This is a genomic window from Fulvivirga sp. (genome assembly GCF_040218215.1).
GTDB lineage: Bacteria > Bacteroidota > Bacteroidia > Cytophagales > Cyclobacteriaceae > Fulvivirga.
This window is the reverse complement of the sequence record NZ_JAVJQL010000022.1, coordinates 26,471-46,308: the sequence shown is the minus strand read 5'-3', so window position 1 is coordinate 46,308 and position 19,838 is coordinate 26,471. Positions and strand designations below refer to the sequence as shown.

Here is a 19,838-nt window from a genome sequence, read left to right as displayed (position 1 = left end):
CAAACTATACTGCTACATTATTTTCACGCAGTGCTTCGTTCAATGACGTCTTCTTATCTGTACTTTCCTTGCGTTTACCTATGATCAGTGCGCAAGGAACATTGTATTCGCCAGCAGGAAACTTCTTAACGTAAGAACCCGGTATTACAACAGATCGTTCCGGTACGTAGCCTCTGGTTTCAACTGGCTTATCACCAGAAACATCAATAATTTTTGAGCTTGCAGTTAAAACAACATTAGCTCCAAGCACCGCCTCTTTTCCTATTCTAACTCCTTCTACCACAATACATCTCGAACCAATGAACGCATTGTCTTCAATTATAACAGGTGCAGCTTGTACGGGCTCTAAAACACCGCCAATACCAACACCGCCACTTAGGTGTACATTCTTTCCAATCTGGGCACAGCTACCTACTGTAGCCCACGTGTCTACCATGGTATTCTCATCTACATAAGCTCCTATATTTACATATGATGGCATAAGCACCACCCCTTTATTGATAAAAGAGCCGTACCTGGCCACAGCATGTGGCACCACGCGAACCCCTAGTTTTTCATAATTAGTTTTCAGTCTAATTTTATCATGGAATTCAAAAGGACCCACCTCTATGGTTTTCATCTGACGTAATGGAAAATAAAGGATTACAGCCTTCTTAATCCACTCATTCACCTTCCAGCCTAAAGCATCGGGTTCAGCAACTCTTCGATTCCCTTGATCAAGGTCATCAACAATCGTTTTGATCGCAATCTGTACTTCCTTATCCTTCAACAAGGTTCTGTCATCCCAAGCTTTTTCTACTAATTCCTTTAATTCCATCTACGATTCGTGATTTATCTTTATTATTACTTTATATGGAACTACCAAAACTTGTCATAGCATCTGTTTTAAAACCCGTTACGGATACAAGAATGTATGAGAAAATTGGATGTTCGATAGGCCAAACAAAGAAATATGAAGTTAATATCATAGGTTTTTATAGAAAAAATCTGCCAGATGATTTAAATATTAAATTTCACCCGATCTTCAATTTCCCTAGGTTAAATTTTAGCAGAGTTTTCTGTGGCATTAAGTACTTTTTCAAACTGATGGAATTAAAGCCCAGATGTATTATCTGCTCCACCCATGAACTCTTAATTCCATCGGTGATTTATGCCTCATTCGGATCAGTTAAAATCATCTATGATGTTCAGGAAAACTATTTTAGAAACATCCTTTATACCGATGCCTTCCCATATGGCATAAGGTACCCTATCGCCTTGTGGGTTCGGTTTAAAGAGTATCTCACCAGGCCTTTTGTTTACAAGTATTTACTTGCAGAGAAATGCTACAAGGATGAGCTGCTTTTCACTCGGAACAAAAATATTATTATCGAAAACAAAGCGGTCATTAAAGAGTCAGATTACAAACAAGAGGTTAGTCGAAATCTCAATATAATACAATTAATATATACCGGAACAATTGCCTCAACAACAGGAATTTTTGAGTGTATCAACTTGGCTAAATCACTGCATAATATTGACTCATCCATAAAGCTCAAAATCGTAGGTTATTGTCCGCAAAAGCATACGCTTATTGAGCTTCAAAAGTCAATTGAAAATTACGATTATATTGAATTGATTGGGGGCTCAGATTTAGTTGAACATGAGACCATAATTCATCATATTAAGGCCGCTGATTTTGGACTAATTTACTATCCTCCAAATGAGGCTAATGACTCATCTATTCCTACCAAACTCTACGAATATCTGGCGCACCAATTACCTATAATTCTTGACAGTAAAAAAATATTCACAAGCATAACACAGCCATATCCGGCTTCGATAAATATTGACTACAGCAACTACAATCCTGGTAAAATTATCAATTCCATGAGAAGCCAAAATTTTTACCAAACAGTACCAAAAAGTGAGGTATTATGGGCATCGGAAGAGTTAAAATTACTTTCTATTTTATAGTTATAATTATTTATTAATCAGCTAGTTATAATCTATTATTAATCTATTCACTTTAATATTGATTTTAGCTCGAAATACTTGATTTGATCTATCAACTTCCAACATTATAACCAATTACTTCAAATTTTTCTCTTTTAGGCAAGTCTAAAAATTTAGAATTCAGGCTCTAAATCCGTTCAATTGTTTATAAAAAGACTATTCCTTATTATTTTTAATATATAATGAAAAATATTTTTAGATATATCTAAATAATGTATATTTGACCTATGTTAAGCTTTGCAGAGGAAAATTATCTAAAAACCATTTATCATTTATCGGAGGAAACCGAGGGCGCGGTAACAACAAATGCCATTGCCGACAGTCTTAACACGAAGGCTGCCTCAGTGACTGATATGATCAAAAAACTTTCTAATAAAGGGGTGCTCTCCTACCAGAAATATAGGGGTGTTCATGTATCTGAATCAGGTAAAAAAGCTGCCCTTCAAGTGATCAGAAAACACCGGCTTTGGGAGACCTTTTTGGTAGATAAATTAAAATTCAATTGGGATGAAGTTCATGAGGTAGCCGAGCAGTTAGAACACATCAATTCCACCCTGCTAATAAAGCGTCTGGATGAGTTCCTGGCCTACCCAAAATATGACCCTCATGGCGACCCGATTCCTGATGAAAATGGTGAATATAAATCGAAGCCACAGGTAGCGCTAAATCATGTAAAAGCAGACACTACCGGAATCATCGTTTCTGTGAAAGATACAAGTAATGCATTTCTAAAATACTTGGATAAAATCGGCATTTACCTGGGTGCTAAAATCAAAATTTTGGAGAAGGTAGAGTTTGATGGCTCACTGGAAATACAAATAGACTCTAAGAAAACAGTTTTCATTTCAAAGGAGGTTTCAGAAAATATATGGATATCAGAATAGCAGGTTTAGCTCTTTTAATAAGTATCATTTTTTCAGGGTGCAACTCTAACAGCGAGTCTTCTGACAGTGGAAGGATTACTATTATCACTACCACTGGAATGATTGAAGATGCAGTAAAGAATGTGGTGGGTGACAAGGCCAATGTGCAGGCCTTAATGGGGCCGGGCGTAGATCCACATTTATACAAAGCCACACAGGGGGACCTACAAAAACTGACTGGTTCAGATATTATATTTTATAACGGACTTCACCTTGAAGGTAAAATGGGCGAAGTGTTTGAAAAGTTAGCTTTTCAGAAACCTGTAGTAGCTGTGGCCAATAGCATCTCTCCTACGCGATTGAGAAAGGTTCCTGAATTTAATAACAACTATGATCCGCACATATGGTTCGATGTAGAGCTATGGCAGGAAGCTGTTAAAGAGATTAATCTCTTCATGCAAAAATATGATTCTACTAATGCAGCTTTTTATCAGCAAAATGCGAATTCATATCTTAAAACACTTGATTCGCTGCATGCCTTTGTACAACAGCAAATAAGCACCATACCTGAAACCCAAAGAGTGCTGATTACAGCTCATGATGCCTTTGGCTATTTTGGAGAAGCTTATGACATTAAAGTAATGGGTTTGCAAGGTATATCTACCCTATCAGAATATGGGCTGAGGGATGTTGCCAACCTTGTAGACTTCATAAAAACAAATAAGATAAAAGCGGTTTTTGTAGAAACCTCAGTTTCTAACAAAGCCATTAACGCTGTAGTTGAGGGCTGTCACCAAAGTGGCTATAATGTTTTTATTGGTGGCAACCTGTACTCTGACGCCATGGGTGACAAGGGATCTGAAGAGGGCACCTATGTTGGAATGGTGCGAGCTAATGTCAAAACAATTGTTAGCGCTTTAAAATAGTAATTAAGATGATCAGTCAAGTAGAAAATCCAATTGTAGAAATCCATGACCTAACGGTGTCTTATGACAAAAAACCTGTTTTATGGGACGTAGATTTATCACTACCTAAAGGTCATTTAATTGGTATAATAGGGCCTAATGGTGCTGGAAAGTCAACACTCATTAAGGCTGTTATGGGATTAATCCCCAACAGCAGCGGCTACATTAAACTTTTCGATCAGGACCTTGACAAGGTTAGAGGCAGGATCAGCTACGTACCTCAGCGTGAGACTGTGGACTGGGATTTTCCTGCGTCAGTGATAGATGTGGTTTTGATGGGAAGATACGGCAAGCTCGGGTTGTTTAAAAGACCAAGAAAGGCGGATCGTGAAGTGGCTATGGACAGTCTGAGAAAGGTGGACATGGAGGCTTTTAAAGACCGTCAGATCTCTCAGCTTTCTGGAGGGCAGCAGCAGCGCGTATTTTTAGCCAGGGCGCTGGCTCAACAGGCAGATTTATATTTTATGGATGAGCCATTTGCCGGTGTGGATGCAGCTACAGAAAAAACGATTATCAAACTGCTAAGGGAAATGACTGAACGTGGAAATACGGTCATTGTGGTTCATCATGACCTGCAATCTGTTCCTCAGTATTTTGATTGGGTAATTATGCTGAATATGAGATTGGTAGCATCCGGGTCTACGGAAAGCACCTTCACCTCTGAAGTATTGCAAGAAACCTATGGTGGTAAACTCACCTTGCTATCTGAAGTAGGAAATCTTTTAAAACAAGGTCGTTTTCCTAGTCGTGAGCAAACAGAAGTAAAGAATTGATGGAAACCTTTCTCGACTTTTTCTCTTTCAGCGACCCTAATGTCAGGTATGTTGTGTTAGGTTCAATCCTAATTACAGCCAGCTCTGCTATTGTTGGCTCTTTTACTTTTCTGAAAAAGAAAGCACTGGTTGGGGATGCAGTTGCCCATGCCGTACTACCGGGCGTTTGTCTTTCATTCATTTTATACGGTGAGAAAAATCCTTTAGTGTTGATCATCGGTGCTTTTACAACCGGATGGTTGGCGCTGACACTCATAGACTTTATTACTTCAAAGTCTAAAATCAAAGAAGATACTGCCATTGGCCTGATACTATCCGTATTCTTCGGTATTGGCATTTTTCTACTTACTATCATTCAAAAGTCCGGGAATGCTGCACAGAGTGGCCTCGACCAGTTTCTTTTTGGAAAAGCGGCCTCCCTGGTAGGCTCAGACCTTATTACTTTTGGAATGGTTGCAGTACTTTTACTCGTTGCCGTTTACCTTTTCTTCAAAGAGTTTACACTCATCTCTTTTGACAAAGATTTTGCCGCTTCCGTTGGGTTGCCAATTAGAGCTATGGAGTTAGTTCTAACCACCCTTACAGTATTGGCAGTAGTGATTGGGATACAAGCTGTAGGCGTGGTTCTAATGGCAGCTATGCTGATAACCCCGGCAGCAGCAGCCAGATTCTGGACTGAAAACATTAAGGTTATGATCTGGCTTGCTGCCATTTTCGGTGCTTTTAGTGGTATTTCCGGTGCTTATATTTCTTACATAGCTCCTTCTATGCCTACCGGCCCATGGATAGTAATTGTAATATCAACTATTGCCTTCTTCTCCTTCTTTTTTGCCCCTGGCCGAGGTATAATTCAAAGATTGATTACCCAAAAGAGAATAAAAAAACACATAGTAGATGAAAACATACTAAAAGCATTGTATCAACTTGGTGAAGAAGAGAAAAACTTCTATGACAAAAGAACCATTGAAACGATCCTCTCTAAAAGAACTTTAAGAAGGGATTTACTAATAAAAAGTTTGAGAAGATTAAAGCGCGAAGGTTATTTAAAAAATGACAATGGACTTTGGTTTTTCAATACTGCAGGCAAGAATAAAGGTCAGCGTGTTGTTAAACTACATCGCCTTTGGGAAGTGTATTTGACTCAATATTTGCGTATTGCACCTGATCATGTTCATGATGATGCCGACACAATAGAGCATGTTTTAACACCAGAACTTGAAGCAAGACTTGAGAAGTTATTGAACTATCCGAGTACTGATCCTCATAAATCAGAAATTCCATATGAGTAACGATTTGCAAATTATATTGGCAGGTTCATTTGTAGCCACTGCTTGTGGTTTATTAGGGTGCTATCTCATTTTAAGAAAAATGGCGATGGTCGGAGATGCCATCTCCCATGCCGTGCTGCCGGGCATTGTTTTAGCATTCCTGTTTACAGGCTCCCGGGACTCAGTCACCATGGTTATAGGTGCTGGCATCATTGGCGTTTTAACGACTTTTCTCATTGAATTTTTTCATAAGAAAGGAAAACTGCAGACCGATGCTTCCATAGGTGTCACTTTCACATGGCTCTTTGCCATAGGAGTGATATTAATTTCCGTATTTGCAGGTAAAGTGGATTTGGATCAGGATTGCGTACTCTATGGGGAGATTGCCTATGTACCAATCGACCTTTGGATTACCAATGCAGGCGTAGTTATGGGGCCAAGGGTTTTGTATATATCAGGTACTGTACTTTTAATCATTTTAATATTTATTACCGTAGGCTACAAAGAATTATTCCTGACCACATTTGATCCTGCTTATGCCACTGCTGTGGGCATTTCAACGGTTTTGTGGCACTACCTGCTAATGGGAGCCGTATCAATAACCACAGTAGCTTCGTTTGAATCTGTAGGTGCTATTTTAGTTGTAGCATTACTTATAGCGCCCCCGGCTACCGCATATTTACTCACTGAAAATCTATTCAAAATGATGGTTTTAACCACAATAATTGGAGTGCTTGTTTCTATTACCGGATATTATCTCGCTGTGGCAACGGATGGTTCTATAGCTGGTGCAATGGCAACCATGGCAGGTCTGTTTTTTGGCCTGGCTTTTCTATTCTCTCCTACTGAAGGTTATTTGGTAAAGAAACTCAGGAAAGGAATAGTGGTAAGTAAGTAAGTAAGTAAGTAAGTAAGTAATCACCAATGATCAATTGGGTCGTTTCTTTTTGAGCTTGGAAACAATCCTAACATCTGCCCTTCTATGCTCCTCCGCATCACCTTCTTCATCAGTTATAGATCCAAATCCGCGAGCAACTATCCTGCTCTCATCCACTCCCTGGTCTACCAGGTAATTAAGCACGATTAAAGCCCTTTTATTGGAAAGTTCAAGGTTATAACGAGGATTACCATCTTTACTGGCATATCCTGCAATATCAATGTTCAGAAAGCTGTACTTATATATCATTTGAACAATACTGTCTAGTTCAGCCTTATGCTTATCTCCAATGGCACTCTGATCATTATTAAAGAAAATGCGGTGGGTTTCATCCATCAACTTTATCTCGTGCTCATCATATTCAGGTTCATTATCGTTTAGGGCAACCTTCTCGGCACCAGACTTCGTAGCTGTGCCTGAATTACTTTCAGGCGGACCGGACTTACTATAATTGGCGGCTATTAAAGCCTTCTGATCTAAATTGTCACCATGATATTTAACCATGAATATATCACTAAAGCCCAACCCTCCTTCTCTTACTGAAGCATAATACCCTGTTCTTTGATCAGGCGAAATGTTAAAGGATATTTCATCATCAGGCGTGTTTACCGGATAGCCAAGGTTCTCAGGTATAGACCACTCTCCTGATAAACTATCGTATACAGACTTAAAAATATCATAACCCCCATATCCTTTATGACCCGTACTGCTGAAATACAATGTCTTACCATCATAGGCTAAAAACGGGCTATCTTCATCACCCGGAGTATTGATTACAGGTCCAAGGCTTTTAGACTTGTACCAGTCCTTGCCTTTATCATCTTTAATGCAATAATAGATATCTATACCTCCTTCGCTACCGGGCCTGCTACTGGTATAAAAAACCATATCTGGTGAAGAGGTTTCCGCAATAGAATTTTCACTGTATATGGTCGAATTGATTTTATTGGTCAAAAATTCCGGTTCTGACCAGCTTTGACCATCAAAATCAGAAAAGTAGATATCACCAGCACCAGTATCCTTATATAAATACAAGCGGTTTCCATCTGGTGACAAGGCAATATTGGCATCATGATATTCTGTATTAATTGGAGGCCCAATGTTCTTAGCAGGACTCCATTTACCGCCTGACTTTTTTGAAATAAATACGTCCTCAAAATAGAAATTATCTTTGTCCACATCAGGGCTTGTATTGTCTTCTTGCCTTCTGGAAGTGAAAATCATTACATCTCCGTTGTAATTAAGAACGGGAGCGTAATCTGGCCATACTGAGTTAATTTCTTCGCCTATGGGTACTATGGAATACTGTGAAGGCTTGTTGATAATATCTTTTCCGTTGTTACATTCCAAAATTCTACGAGATACTACCTGAGGCATTACTCTATCAGTACCCCTATAACTCCTATCACCTAAAACCTTTTTCTTATATCTCTCATAGTAGCTTAGCGCATTGTCGAAATCGAGCCCATAGTGATAGGCCCTGCCAATATGATAAAGCAGGTCGAAGCGGTAATTGGGCTTTTGTTCCAATATCCTAAGCAAATAAGGCAAGGCCTGATCTTTGTTGATGGTTTCGAGATATAGGCTTCCAGCCATCCAATTGGCCCTAAGGTTTGTTGGATCAAGGTCTGCTGCCTGAATATATAGTTCTTTGGCAATCTCTATCGCCTCCTTTTGTTGTTTGTAAATCTGATCGGCTTGTTCGAGATACACATTTGCCAACGTCACCGGATCATCCTGTGACAACGCCAAATGACAGCTCATCATGATGGCAAAAGATAATAAGAGCTTTTTCACAATAGATTAAAAAATAAAGCTTGTACAGTCAAAAATTAAACCTTAATATAAATACTAAATTTATCTATATCAAATTGTTGTAACTTTAGTAAAGCAGCATTAGAAGCTACTGCGCCACTTAAACACCAAATGGAGTGAACAAAAACAAGGTGATACCCAACTTAAAAGAGGAGAAGGTGCGCAGCTCTTACCTGACCAACGCCATATCAATAGCTCTTTTTGTATTAACGGTTATTGTAGGTTTCGCCTACTTTTTTTCCGAATCTTCACAGTCATTAAAGCTAACTATCTGGCTTGTGTCGCCATTGTTTATAGTGCCTTATTTCCTAAATAGGGTTAAATGCACCAACATTAGCCGATTATGGCTTGCTACAATATTTCCAATAGCAATTACCTTCATCTCGGTTCATTCCAAATCAGCGATAATGGGTGTAGACTTAATAAACCCTGTTAATTATTTCGATATACGAATTGTACTGCTAAATGCTGCCATTATTCCTTTTGTGCTTTATTCGATAGCCGAATGGAAACAATTATTAGCAGCATTAGCTCCGGCAGCTATATGCTTACTCCTTTTTGATCCCATACATGACTTTTTCAATGTTGGTTATTATCAGTCTGGACTGACCAGCCACGACTATTATTTTTCAGCCAATCTGTTTACAGTTATCACTTTTGTTTTTCTTACCATCATAATGCTGTTTCTCAAGGTACAGGTGTTAAAAAGTGACATCAGGTACAGTACTGAAAATGATAAAATCACAACTTACCTGCATGAGCTTGTAAAACTTAGCAACTCGCACAGCATCAACAATGGAAAAGTTGAAGATGCCAAACAGGAAATTATCCGCTCAGCAGAGGTGTGCCTAGGTGTTTCCAGGGTTAGCATCTGGAAATTTAATAATGACAGGGAATCCATTATTTGTGAATATCTACTTGAAAACAATGAGATCTCAACGCCCCGTACCGAGCTCTTTGCCACTGACTATCCAAGTTATTTTGTGGAACTTAAGCACCAGCAGTTAATTATTGCCACGGATGCCGCCACCCATGCCGCCACTTATGAATTTGCAGATTCGTACCTCAAGCCATTATCCATTTTTTCTATGATGGATGCCCCCTTTTTAAGCAAAGGAAAATTGGGAGGTGTGATATGTTGTGAACATAAAAATGAATTTAAACAATGGGGAGCCGCAGAAAGCTTACTGCTAAAAGCCCTCGGTGATTTTTTATCCTACACAATTATAGTAGATGATAGGTTGCGCCAAAACCAGTTGCTTACAGAGAAAAACCAGGAGGTCTCCAGGGTAAATGAAAACCTTGAGGCTATCGTAAATAAAAGAACGGAAGAACTGGAAGAAAAAAACAGGCAACTCACCGAGTACGCCTATATTAACTCTCACGTGTTGCGAGCACCTGTGGCACGTATCAGTGGTTTATATAACCTGTTTAAAATAGAGACTGGAGACATGATGAATGGTAGCGCAATATTCGGATATATGGAAAATTCGATATCCGAATTAGAAACCATTACAGTGGAGATCAACAGGGCCATTGAAGAAAATAGCACACTGGATCGTAATAAATTTATGAACTAGCAAATTTCATTCTATAAAGGCGTTTCCAATAGCTTATTAAAGGAACGCCAAGTATAGCCGGTGCCACCCAAAGTATCCAATGGTTAAACGCTGTCATTCTACCCATGGTGACGGCAAAGGCCGTGGCCGCTGCTATATAGCTCCCCATCATACCATCAATATGATACATGTACCAGTAGAAAGCGTTTGTTGGCCTCTTCATAAAAAGCTTAAGACCTCCGATACCTGCGTTAATTGTAAATACGCCAAAGAAAACAGATAGCCAACCAAGAACATCCTCTTGGCCTACTGTCAACAGGTAGATGCCATATCCGCCAAATGACAGGCCTGCAACAACAGTAAAAATACCAGCAAACCAATCATAGGGTTTAGGTTTTTGATCTTTATGCAGTTTTTTCAATTTCAATATCCTCACACCGCTAAAGCACCCATAATAGCTTAAGAAGCTGATCATAAATAAGAAAGGGATAAACTTAATGGAGGAAAGCACCACAGCAGTGATGAATACATAAGTCATGGCGTAGAAATACACCTTACCTGCTTTACGGTGAACCTGCCCTCCCTTTTTAGTTGTCATTGCCATAGGCCCTGTGATTAGAGATACTACACCTGCCATCACATGGGAAATTGCTAATACTTTGAGTGGTTCCATTTTATATTGATTAGTTGATAGGTCAAATGAAAGCCCTTAACCCGACATCAAAAAATCAAAGGTGCAGAATGGAAGAAGATGGTATGAATGGGAAGGATTTATGCCGTTTTCTGCTCTATAGCAGACAAAACACTGCCGGCAAGGTTTCTGGAAACTGGAACTTTCAGCTCGGTATTAGCCAGGGTAAGTTCATAGCCACGGGCATTACCATCCACGCTCCTCACCTTTTCGAGATTAACAATATAGCTACGGTGACAGCGTACAAAAACCGTTGGCATTTCTTCCAACACATTCTTAATCCTATTTCGAAGCAATTGCTTTTTGACAGTTTCTGTATCTGAAATAATGAGCTCAAGATAATTTCCGTCCGACTTAACAAAGAGCAGCTGTGAAGTTGGAACCTGATATTCCACTTCTCCATTTTCATTTTTAAAAACCAGCAGTTGATCCTCTTGAGCCCCTATTGGATGCTCTTTAATCTGAGAGGTCATTTTCTGAGCCTCTTGAGCATACTTTTTAAAATACTTAGCCTGATCATAATAGATGTAAAAAAACACTGGAAATATACCCACGGCCAAAGTACTGACCTGAAGATCGATAATTACTTCCCAAAACCCACCTTGGGTGTAATTCATGATGTATAAAAATGCTGCGTTTGCAATACCAATAACAACAAAATGTAAAATGGTAAACAAGAACTCCTTCCAGACTACCCAGTTTTGAGGTTCGAAAAACTTAGGAAAAAAATGAGGCACCACTATCCCAAGAAAAGCAATGCACAGAAACGCGATCACTCCAAATTCAAAACAAATCAGATAAAGTGTCCAGCCCCCAATACTGTCCAGGTTAAAAGGTCTAAAGAATGCTAAAAAAGCTGCAACAAATGTCGCAAAAACTGCAGCACGCTTTAACCTTGTTAATAGGCTTTCATCATTAGGATATGGCTTGCAGCCCCAGCTCTTTATCTTGTCAATCACCATTCAAATATAAAGCGTGTCCATCTATTCTTTCCATGTAGAAAGTAATATTCCTATTTACCAATAATAATACTTATAGAAAGTGAACTATCAGTCTGTATCACAGCAATTGGTAAGCTAATTGATACCAAAAAGCTATTTATTTAAGTCTTTCTTTTAAATATCCATTTGACATTAACTTTGATTAATGTCAAATGGATTCAATAAAACACTGATAATTAAAAAGCCTGCAAATCCATGTAAATTGCTAATACATTTCCAACAAAAGGCCATTATTCAAAAACAAGTTTCCCATATAGAGGGTCACCATTACTCTTCCTTAAAACTGCTGTGTAGATTCCGGGAAGAAGTGATCCTCGAGATATATACACTTCATTGAAAAGATTATCCTCCTTTCTAACAACTCGGCCATTCACATCAATCAATTCCAGGCTATAAAGCTCACCGTCAGGGTCAAATTTGATATTTACACCTTCATTACCTGGATTAGGATATATGCGCAGGTTTCCTGCCACTCCATATCGAGCAGTAATATTTGACCCAATCTCCCCTATTGATGCTATTCGGCCATTGCCCCCCGATAAACTCGAGTCATCAAAGCATTCTAAGTTTGCTTCAATTCTTATTTGGTAATATTGGGTTGAAGGAGAAGGCTCGACATCAGTATAGGTAAACAAATATGAGGGCACTTCTGCAAGCAACTCGAGATCAGCAGCAGAGGCTCCTCTGTATATTTCAAAACTCTTATATTCTATACCTTCATAACCATCCCAAATCAAATTAATTTGTCCGAGATTACCCTCATTTACGGTCAGGTGCATTGTTTTATGACCGCTGCTATAAGCTGATTCGCTGCAAGCATCTTCAGCTGTTATTACATATCTATAGCCACGAACCGTACTGTTTGCGTCTTCATCGAGAAATTCCGTTACTTCCGGTTCCACTGAGCCAATAAGTTCATAACTATCTATTTCATTTGTTTCTCTATAAATGTTGATGGATTGCAGGTTATCTATACCTTCAGATGACCAAAATAACATATTGCCAGCTCCTCCTTCATTCAAGGTGACATAGCAAATTGAGGGTGACGGGGGTTTGGGCATATCGACTGATAAATCATCTATTGTAAAAATGCAGCCATTTTTATCCATAACCTGTATTACATCATTCACTTCATTCAAATCAACAAGTACTGAACTTTCATAGCCCTGTTTAATGATTGAAAAGTTTCCTGCATAATCAGGAAGGACTAAATTATTATCTGATGTAGCTGCGATCGGCACATAGGTATTGATGTTATAAAAGAAGTTATTTTTGTTTTCTATAGAAGTTAATGTTCCATCATTGTCAAACTGCATCAAAACATGATCAAAATCTACAGGTCCTAAACTTTCTCCAGGCAAAAGGTTAAGTTCATCTACCATGGCACTCAGGTGAATTTTGCCATTATTCACTGCCAATTGATGACTCCAGGAAAATGATAACCCTTCTTTCCATGAATATGGACGTGACCATGTCAAACTGCCATCGGCACTATTAAACATGGCCAAAACATCTGCTCCCTCCGTCAAACTTGTACCTTCAAAAGTGGGGCTTCCCCCGGGCACCTTGGCCGTTATTATTATATGTCCTTGCTCATCGCCAATAATATCCATACCTACATCATCACCCGTACTTGATCCAGGTGATATCGCCCATACGGCTGAGCCATGGGTATCATATTTTGCTACATATAAATCCTGAAGTGTTGGGCTTACTAGTTTAATACCATTAAAATCAATGTCAACTACGAACCCTCCTGTCAGGTATATATCACCATTATGACTGACAAACATATCCTCATTTAATTCCGTATTTTTTCCAACAATATCCCTTGTCCATTGCAAGGCACCTAATTCGTTATACTTCTTTAATACCAAATCAGAAGGCCCCTGTCCAATATTTGAATTGTTGTTTTTCTTTCCAACCACATAAACATTACCCTGATCGTCAGCCCCTACATTATGCATACCTCGCTCATAACCTACAGCAGGATTCCATGTAATGCCCTGATTAAAAGCACGTACCCATTGTAAAATTCCTTCGGTATTGAAATGGAATAAATAATCACCCACTCCCACCGTCTGATCGTCATAAGTAAGTGTTGCATTAGTATGCACCTGCACTAATAATGTGCTGTTACCATTTTCATCAACAGCCAAATCTCGTACTTCACTTTCGAAATTATATTCACCTGAAGGCCCAGTCACGGTATGAAATCCCCACAGAAAAGAGCCATCCGCAGCAAGTTTAACCAAGTAGTCGCCCGTTTTGCCGTCCTCACCAACACTACCGGCCCCAAAGTTGAGTACATCGCCATACATCCCCGCTACAAAAACGTTGTCATATTTATCTGTTTCTATAGTTCGTGCAAAATTATATTCGCGCCCTTCATCAAACGACTGATTGGTTATGTTTTCCCATATATTGTTATTACTTCCTGTTCCAATAGGTTCAAAATCTCCACCATCAATACTTAGCGCATAGGGTGCAACTCCACCTGCAATTACTACATTAACTTCTTCAGATGAACAGTTATTAGGAATTAGCGTTGCCTGCAGATTCAAAGATTCCTCAACTTTAATGTTGGCAAATGCTTGCTGACCATTACCATCAGTCACCACCAAACTATAAGTGCCTCCTGACAGGGCTGAAATATCTTCTGTCGATGCGCCATTACTCCAGCTATAAATGAAGGGTGGAGTTCCTACATTAGTGGTGACTTCAATACTGCCATCAGCAGCACCAGCACAACTGACGTGTTTAACAACATAACTCAGCGCATTACCAATTTCGAACGTTACTGTATCAGAGAAATAAACAAATCCTGCATTGTCTGTAACTTGCGCAAGCAATTTATTTGTACCCGAAGCTACTGCCGCATCAAAGGGGCCATAAGGCATCATATTTTGAACCATTTCAGTACCCATAGAAATTAAATACAGTTTATATTCATCAGCAACAATACCATCATGCATGACTAATTGACTTTCACCAACTACATTTTCCTTTTTGGCATTATCGAATTTTTGATTGCCAAACCACTGCAAAGAATCATCAGTGTTTGTAAATGACATGTCCTTAACTCCAAAGAAGTTGTTGTTGCTGTTGGGAAATGATATATAGTTTATTTGCCCACTCCCACCGAAGTCAGCAACAGGAATTTTGACCAACCACCAACCAGCGCCAAAATATTCAGCAGCGCCCATATAATCAGATATCCTTACAAAAGCATTTTCATTGAGTTGAAATTTAACATTACTCCAATCGGTGCCCCCAAAATCTTTAAGTATGAGCTCCAAATTAGAGAAAGCAGATATGTCAACAGGGTCTGAAGCATATACCGCATTTTCGTCATATGCCATTCTTACATCAGCATAGCGAGTGGTATTGCGTACCTCTAAATAGTCAAGTACTGCAGCTCCATCCACCGTTATATGTGCTTCTACAGTTGATGGGTGAACTTCTAATGGATTAGCAACATTTAAATGTACCGCAACAGGATCTTGTGCGTTGAGTGTTGTGCAGATACAGATTAGACAGATACTGTATCTGATAATTAAAGCCAGCCTTTTCATGATAGTGTTTCGTGGTTTTAGTGAATATTCTTTTGTTTAACACAACTTAACTCATGATTTGAACAATTTTAAATCATAAAGAACAGCGCAAAAGCCTTTACCACAATACCATTTGAACTATAGACCTAAAATTAATCTCAGCATCGAATCTTAGAAGCAAGTATAAAAAACTACCGATGCGTGATATATAAATATACACCTTTTTCTATAATTAAAGATCAATTAAATAGCGAAATACTATAATTTCAATTAAAATTATCATAATTCTTCCTGAAAACGAATTTCATGTAGATTTGCAGTACGTACTAAAATAAAATCACATTGAGTACACCGCAAATAGGATCAACAGACGACACCATTGTAGCCCTTTCTACCGCTCCGGGAGTTGGTGCTATTGGTGTAATACGCCTTTCCGGAAATGATGCCATTACCATTACTAATAAAGTATTTAAAGGTAAAGACCTTACCAAACAGGAGTCGCACACCATACATTTTGGTACGATTAGGAATGCAGACCTGCCTGACGGCAAGGCAGGTAAAGTTATAGATGAAGTATTGGTTTCGTTGTTCATTGCCCCTAAGTCCTTCACCAAGGAGAATGTAGTAGAAATCTCCTGTCATGGTTCGCCATTCATATTGAAGCAGGTGATCAAAGTATTATTGCAAAGTGGAGCCCGATTGGCAAAAGCTGGTGAGTTTACTCAGCGTGCTTTTCTAAACGGTCAGTTTGACCTGGCACAAGCTGAGGCAGTTGCCGATTTGATCAATGCAGACTCTGAAGCTTCCCATGAAGCCGCTTTAAAGCAAATGCGCGGTGGCTTCTCTGAGCAGATTAAAACCCTGCGCGAAGAGCTGATTCACTTTGCTTCCATGGTAGAACTTGAACTCGATTTTGGAGAAGAGGATGTGGAGTTTGCCGATCGTGATGACCTTAAGAAGCTTATTAACGACCTGCAGGCCGTGATAGTAAAGTTGATTTCCAGTTTTGACCTGGGCAATGTGATTAAGAATGGTGTGCCTACCGTAATAGCTGGTAAACCGAATGCGGGTAAGTCTACCTTACTCAATGCTTTGCTTAATGAGGAAAAGGCCATTGTTTCTGACATAGCCGGTACTACCCGTGATTTTATTGAAGATGAAATCAACCTTGGTGGTATCAACTTCAGGTTTATTGACACGGCCGGGCTGCGTGAAACTACAGACATAATTGAAGCCATGGGAGTAAAACGCACGCAAGAGCAGATGCAAAAGGCCTCATTGATCATTTATATGGTGGACATGGCCAATGATGAGCTGGTGGATATGCACCGCGAGATCAACAAACTTGAGAATTTGGGCATTCCTTTTATAGTAGTGGGCAACAAGTTGGACAAGGCCAAAGCAGATATAAAAGCTGCTATTGAAAAGATCAAAGGTTCTGTATTGATCTCTGCTTATACTAAAGACAATTTGGAGCTATTGAAAGACCGCATTTTAGAAGTGGTGAACCTTGACAACTTCAAAACTGGCGATACGGTAGTAACTAACATCAGGCACTATGACAACTTGCTCAAAACCAGGGATGCGCTGCAGGATGTACTGAACGGACTGGGCATGAACGTAACCGGTGACTTTTTGGCGATGGACATCCGCCAGGCTTTGCATTATTTAGGTGAAATCACTGGTGAGATTACAACCGATGACCTTTTGGCAAATATTTTTTCAAAGTTTTGTATCGGAAAGTAATTACTTTTCTTTTTATTAGCTAAATGCTTCTTTTAGTGCATTTTAAGCCGTTTTATCTTCCTTTACTTGTTGCTAATTTTCCTTTATTTTCCGTATATTTGTTGCTAATCAGTTGCTACTAGAAACAAATTTGTTGGTAGCAACAGATTTTTAGAGTAAAGGAGAGATCATGCTACATAGAGCTACAACCAGCTACATGTGGCAACATCAAGCAACAAATGAGCAGCAATATCAGAATCGAAAAGACTTGCATGTATTGCGGTGAGTTCTTCATCGCCAAGACTACTGTGACCAAGTATTGCTCGGATAACTGCGCTAAACGTGCCTACAAGAAACGTAAGCGACAGGAAAAGCTCCAGACCGTTGATACCTCCTCCTCTTCAACTTCAGTTAACGGCATTCAATCAAAAGACTTTCTAAGTATTCAGGACGCTTGTAAGCTATTAGGTACAAGTCGCTGGACAATCTATCGCATGATAGATAGAAAGCAATTGACTGCCGCTAAACTTGGCAGACGCACCATAATAAGGAGAACGGAAATCGATAAACTGTTTCAGGCATGAAAGTAACACTAAGACAAAGGAACCAAGGTGGCAAGACCAGCCTCTACCTTGATTACTACAACAAGGGCAAACGCAAGACGGAATACCTCCAGCTTTACCTTGACCCATCAGCAAAGACCAAAGAGCAAAAGGAAGTCAATAAAAAGACATTGCAGCTGGCAGAGACCATCAGAGCACAGCGACAGATTGAAATTCAAAACGGCACTTATGGCTTCCGTGACAATGAGAAACTAAAAGGCAGTTTCACTGCCTACTTAGAATTACTTGCCAACAAGAGACAAGACAGTGCGGGTAATTACGGAAATTGGGATAGTATGATAAAGCATTTCAAGAAGTTCATGCCACAGGACATTGCCTTTGAGTTTGTTGATCGTCAGCTTGTCCAGGACTTCAAAGAATACCTCGACAAGAAAGCAATCACTCACGGCACAAATAAGCTATCGCAAAACTCTAAATACTCTTACTTCAACAAGTTTAGAGCTGCACTAAAGCAAGCAGTGAAGGACGGCATCATTCCACACTATCCTGCGGAAGGTGTGGATGCCTTCAAGCAAGGAGATCCGGAAAGAGAGTTCCTCACACTTGAAGAGCTGCAAGCTGCAGCCAATACCGAATGCGAAAACGAACAACTCAAAACTGCATTCATATTCTCATGCCTTACTGGCTTGCGCTGGTCTGACATTCAAAAACTTGTATGGTCCGAAGTACAGCATTCTAATGACAGGGGTTACTACATCCGTTTCAGACAGAAGAAAACCAAAGGGGCTGAAACCTTACCGATTTCTGATCAAGCCTTCGGCTTGCTCGGTGAAAGGGATGATAAAGACGAAAGAGTATTCAAAGGATTGAAATACTCAGCTTGGCACAACTTGAAATTGCAACAGTGGATGATGAAGGCAGGCATCTCCAAGACCATCACTTTTCATTGCGCCCGTCACACCTACGCTACGTTACAGCTTACAGCAGGAACGGACATTTACACGGTCTCTAAGCTCTTAGGGCATAAGGAATTGAAAACTACTCAAGTCTATGCCAAGATCATTGATGACAAGAAGAAAGAAGCTGCCAGTAAAATTAAACTCGACCTATGAATCCAGTCCTAACAGTATTCCACGAAATAATATCAGGAGGCTTGAAACCTTGGGTACAAGGTGAAACTTCAGACGCCAAGTATAACCTGCTAGCTTCGGAGACAACCAAGCCAACTCCCTTATTTGAAAACCGATATGATTTTAAGTTCTTGAGTCCTTACAACTCAAAAACGAATTATTATCATAACCTCATTGAAGGTGCTTCTGTGAACTTCTTAAATGAGCTTACCGAGCTTTTCAACCAAAGTAGGTCTGAAAACATCCGCACGAACCTTATTTATAACAGCTTGAAAAAAGAGCTATGGCCACTATTAATAAGGATTTCCAAAGTCATTGCCAGTGAGAAGTTTGATGCTCGATATATTGACATTAAGAATTTCATAAAGAGCGATTCAGAAATCAAGGATGGCACCTATGTGTTTCATGCATTGAAAGCCTATTCGATCTGGCTCTACCTGGAAATTCAACAACTCGGTAAATCATACCTACAATCTGATGTACTAAGTCCCGATGAAATATTTTTTCAGGTATTTGAAGAACAATCGCCCGGCTTCTATGCTTACCACGCAAATTCTAAAATAGCAACACCATCACCTGAAATAAAGAGTACTGGAAAGGAAGATCAAAAAGAAGAAGCCTATTCTTTCAAACTTCACAATTACGTTCGGGAGCATTCAAAGCTCAAGCTTGTTTATGACAGCCTCAAACTAAATGGGTTCATTGACAAAGCAACCAAGACAACCCAGTTTAAGAAGATATTCTCTGGAGAATATATCGATGAACCAGTGATCTGGACTGGCACTAAAACCGATTTGGCCTTTTTTGTAAAAAGACTTCATAATGATCTTCACTTAGTCGCTGGCATTGCACCAGATCATTGGAAAGTAACTGCCAAGTGTTTTGTACAGTCTGATGGTACGTATTGGCCGTTCACTGCGTTCAGGCAACTTAAAACATCTGCAAGAGCTGAGGAGATAAACACTGCATTGGATAACCTTTCGTAGCACACCACGCACC

Annotated in this window: 16 protein-coding genes; 11 read left to right on the top strand and 5 right to left on the bottom strand. The window is 39.5% G+C overall.

Annotated elements, in window-relative coordinates; translation table 11 throughout:
* Positions 1-4 precede the first annotated feature (4 nt).
* Positions 5-817 carry a 2,3,4,5-tetrahydropyridine-2,6-dicarboxylate N-succinyltransferase gene (locus RIB54_RS15425; RefSeq protein ID WP_350101731.1) on the bottom strand — a complete coding sequence of 271 codons (813 nt, stop codon included), beginning with the start codon at positions 815-817 and terminating at the stop codon, positions 5-7.
* Between the two features lie 35 nt (positions 818-852).
* Here RIB54_RS15425 and RIB54_RS15420 point away from each other — a divergent pair, with 35 nt between their 5' ends.
* From RIB54_RS15420 to RIB54_RS15395, 6 genes are all read left to right on the top strand, one after another.
* Positions 853-1,956, top strand: a complete 1,104-nt coding sequence (locus tag RIB54_RS15420; protein WP_350101730.1) for a glycosyltransferase family protein — start codon at positions 853-855, stop codon at positions 1,954-1,956.
* A 266-nt stretch (positions 1,957-2,222) separates the two neighbouring features.
* On the top strand, positions 2,223-2,879 hold the full coding sequence (locus RIB54_RS15415; protein ID WP_350064737.1) for a metal-dependent transcriptional regulator: 657 nt from the start codon (positions 2,223-2,225) through the stop codon (positions 2,877-2,879).
* The gene (locus RIB54_RS15410) at positions 2,864-3,784 is read left to right on the top strand and encodes a metal ABC transporter solute-binding protein, Zn/Mn family (RefSeq protein WP_350101729.1); all 921 of its coding nucleotides are present in this window, start codon (positions 2,864-2,866) and stop codon (positions 3,782-3,784) included. Before RIB54_RS15415 ends, RIB54_RS15410 begins: the two co-directional genes overlap by 16 nt.
* Before the next feature lie 8 nt (positions 3,785-3,792).
* Complete coding sequence (locus tag RIB54_RS15405) at positions 3,793-4,596, top strand: metal ABC transporter ATP-binding protein (protein WP_350101728.1); 804 nt, start codon at positions 3,793-3,795, stop codon at positions 4,594-4,596.
* Positions 4,596-5,885, top strand: coding sequence for a metal ABC transporter permease (locus RIB54_RS15400; RefSeq protein WP_350101727.1), 1,290 nt, complete (start codon positions 4,596-4,598; stop codon positions 5,883-5,885). Before RIB54_RS15405 ends, RIB54_RS15400 begins: the two co-directional genes overlap by 1 nt.
* Complete coding sequence (locus RIB54_RS15395; RefSeq protein WP_350101726.1) at positions 5,878-6,762, top strand: metal ABC transporter permease; 885 nt, start codon at positions 5,878-5,880, stop codon at positions 6,760-6,762. The genes RIB54_RS15400 and RIB54_RS15395 overlap by 8 nt, the downstream gene beginning before the upstream one ends.
* Before the next feature lie 30 nt (positions 6,763-6,792).
* On the opposite strand, the gene RIB54_RS15390 is transcribed toward RIB54_RS15395, so the two are convergent.
* Positions 6,793-8,598 carry an OmpA family protein gene (locus tag RIB54_RS15390; protein ID WP_350101725.1) on the bottom strand — a complete coding sequence of 602 codons (1,806 nt, stop codon included), beginning with the start codon at positions 8,596-8,598 and terminating at the stop codon, positions 6,793-6,795.
* A gap of 134 nt (positions 8,599-8,732) precedes the next feature.
* On the opposite strand from RIB54_RS15390, the gene RIB54_RS15385 reads away from it, so the two are divergent.
* On the top strand, positions 8,733-10,196 hold the full coding sequence (locus RIB54_RS15385; protein WP_350101724.1) for a GAF domain-containing protein: 1,464 nt from the start codon (positions 8,733-8,735) through the stop codon (positions 10,194-10,196).
* Here the strand turns inward: RIB54_RS15385 and RIB54_RS15380 are convergent.
* From RIB54_RS15380 to RIB54_RS15370, 3 genes are all read right to left on the bottom strand, one after another.
* On the bottom strand, positions 10,186-10,848 hold the full coding sequence (locus RIB54_RS15380) for a hypothetical protein (protein ID WP_350064723.1): 663 nt from the start codon (positions 10,846-10,848) through the stop codon (positions 10,186-10,188). The two genes, RIB54_RS15385 and RIB54_RS15380, sit on opposite strands and share 11 nt — an antisense overlap.
* A 98-nt stretch (positions 10,849-10,946) precedes the next feature.
* On the bottom strand, positions 10,947-11,828 hold the full coding sequence (locus RIB54_RS15375; RefSeq protein ID WP_350101723.1) for a LytTR family DNA-binding domain-containing protein: 882 nt from the start codon (positions 11,826-11,828) through the stop codon (positions 10,947-10,949).
* Between the two features lie 269 nt (positions 11,829-12,097).
* On the bottom strand, positions 12,098-15,442 hold the full coding sequence (locus tag RIB54_RS15370; protein WP_350064720.1) for a T9SS type A sorting domain-containing protein: 3,345 nt from the start codon (positions 15,440-15,442) through the stop codon (positions 12,098-12,100).
* Between the two features lie 321 nt (positions 15,443-15,763).
* On the opposite strand from RIB54_RS15370, the gene mnmE reads away from it, so the two are divergent.
* From mnmE to RIB54_RS15350, 4 genes are all read left to right on the top strand, one after another.
* Positions 15,764-17,167: a tRNA uridine-5-carboxymethylaminomethyl(34) synthesis GTPase MnmE gene (gene mnmE, locus RIB54_RS15365; RefSeq protein ID WP_350101722.1), complete on the top strand. Its 1,404-nt coding sequence runs from the start codon at positions 15,764-15,766 to the stop codon at positions 17,165-17,167.
* 218 nt (positions 17,168-17,385) lie between these two features.
* On the top strand, positions 17,386-17,730 hold the full coding sequence (locus RIB54_RS15360; RefSeq protein ID WP_350101721.1) for a helix-turn-helix domain-containing protein: 345 nt from the start codon (positions 17,386-17,388) through the stop codon (positions 17,728-17,730).
* Entirely contained in the window at positions 17,727-18,821 is a 1,095-nt protein-coding gene (locus RIB54_RS15355; RefSeq protein ID WP_350101720.1) for a phage integrase SAM-like domain-containing protein, read from the top strand. The genes RIB54_RS15360 and RIB54_RS15355 overlap by 4 nt, the downstream gene beginning before the upstream one ends.
* Positions 18,818-19,825 carry a hypothetical protein gene (locus RIB54_RS15350; protein ID WP_350101719.1) on the top strand — a complete coding sequence of 336 codons (1,008 nt, stop codon included), beginning with the start codon at positions 18,818-18,820 and terminating at the stop codon, positions 19,823-19,825. Before RIB54_RS15355 ends, RIB54_RS15350 begins: the two co-directional genes overlap by 4 nt.
* Positions 19,826-19,838: the final 13 nt, after the last annotated feature.

What these genes read in the sequence shown, in the direction of transcription:
- RIB54_RS15425 (WP_350101731.1), bottom strand. Translation starts at nt 817, where the DNA reads ATGGAATTAAAGGAATTAGTAGAAAAAGCTTGGGATGACAGAACCTTG.
- RIB54_RS15420 (WP_350101730.1), top strand. Translation starts at nt 853, where the DNA reads ATGGAACTACCAAAACTTGTCATAGCATCTGTTTTAAAACCCGTTACG.
- RIB54_RS15415 (WP_350064737.1), top strand. Translation starts at nt 2,223, where the DNA reads ATGTTAAGCTTTGCAGAGGAAAATTATCTAAAAACCATTTATCATTTA.
- RIB54_RS15410 (WP_350101729.1), top strand. Translation starts at nt 2,864, where the DNA reads ATGGATATCAGAATAGCAGGTTTAGCTCTTTTAATAAGTATCATTTTT.
- RIB54_RS15405 (WP_350101728.1), top strand. Translation starts at nt 3,793, where the DNA reads ATGATCAGTCAAGTAGAAAATCCAATTGTAGAAATCCATGACCTAACG.
- RIB54_RS15400 (WP_350101727.1), top strand. Translation starts at nt 4,596, where the DNA reads ATGGAAACCTTTCTCGACTTTTTCTCTTTCAGCGACCCTAATGTCAGG.
- RIB54_RS15395 (WP_350101726.1), top strand. Translation starts at nt 5,878, where the DNA reads ATGAGTAACGATTTGCAAATTATATTGGCAGGTTCATTTGTAGCCACT.
- RIB54_RS15380 (WP_350064723.1), bottom strand. Translation starts at nt 10,848, where the DNA reads ATGGAACCACTCAAAGTATTAGCAATTTCCCATGTGATGGCAGGTGTA.
- RIB54_RS15375 (WP_350101723.1), bottom strand. Translation starts at nt 11,828, where the DNA reads ATGGTGATTGACAAGATAAAGAGCTGGGGCTGCAAGCCATATCCTAAT.
- RIB54_RS15370 (WP_350064720.1), bottom strand. Translation starts at nt 15,442, where the DNA reads ATGAAAAGGCTGGCTTTAATTATCAGATACAGTATCTGTCTAATCTGT.
- RIB54_RS15360 (WP_350101721.1), top strand. Translation starts at nt 17,386, where the DNA reads ATGAGCAGCAATATCAGAATCGAAAAGACTTGCATGTATTGCGGTGAG.
- RIB54_RS15355 (WP_350101720.1), top strand. Translation starts at nt 17,727, where the DNA reads ATGAAAGTAACACTAAGACAAAGGAACCAAGGTGGCAAGACCAGCCTC.
- RIB54_RS15350 (WP_350101719.1), top strand. Translation starts at nt 18,818, where the DNA reads ATGAATCCAGTCCTAACAGTATTCCACGAAATAATATCAGGAGGCTTG.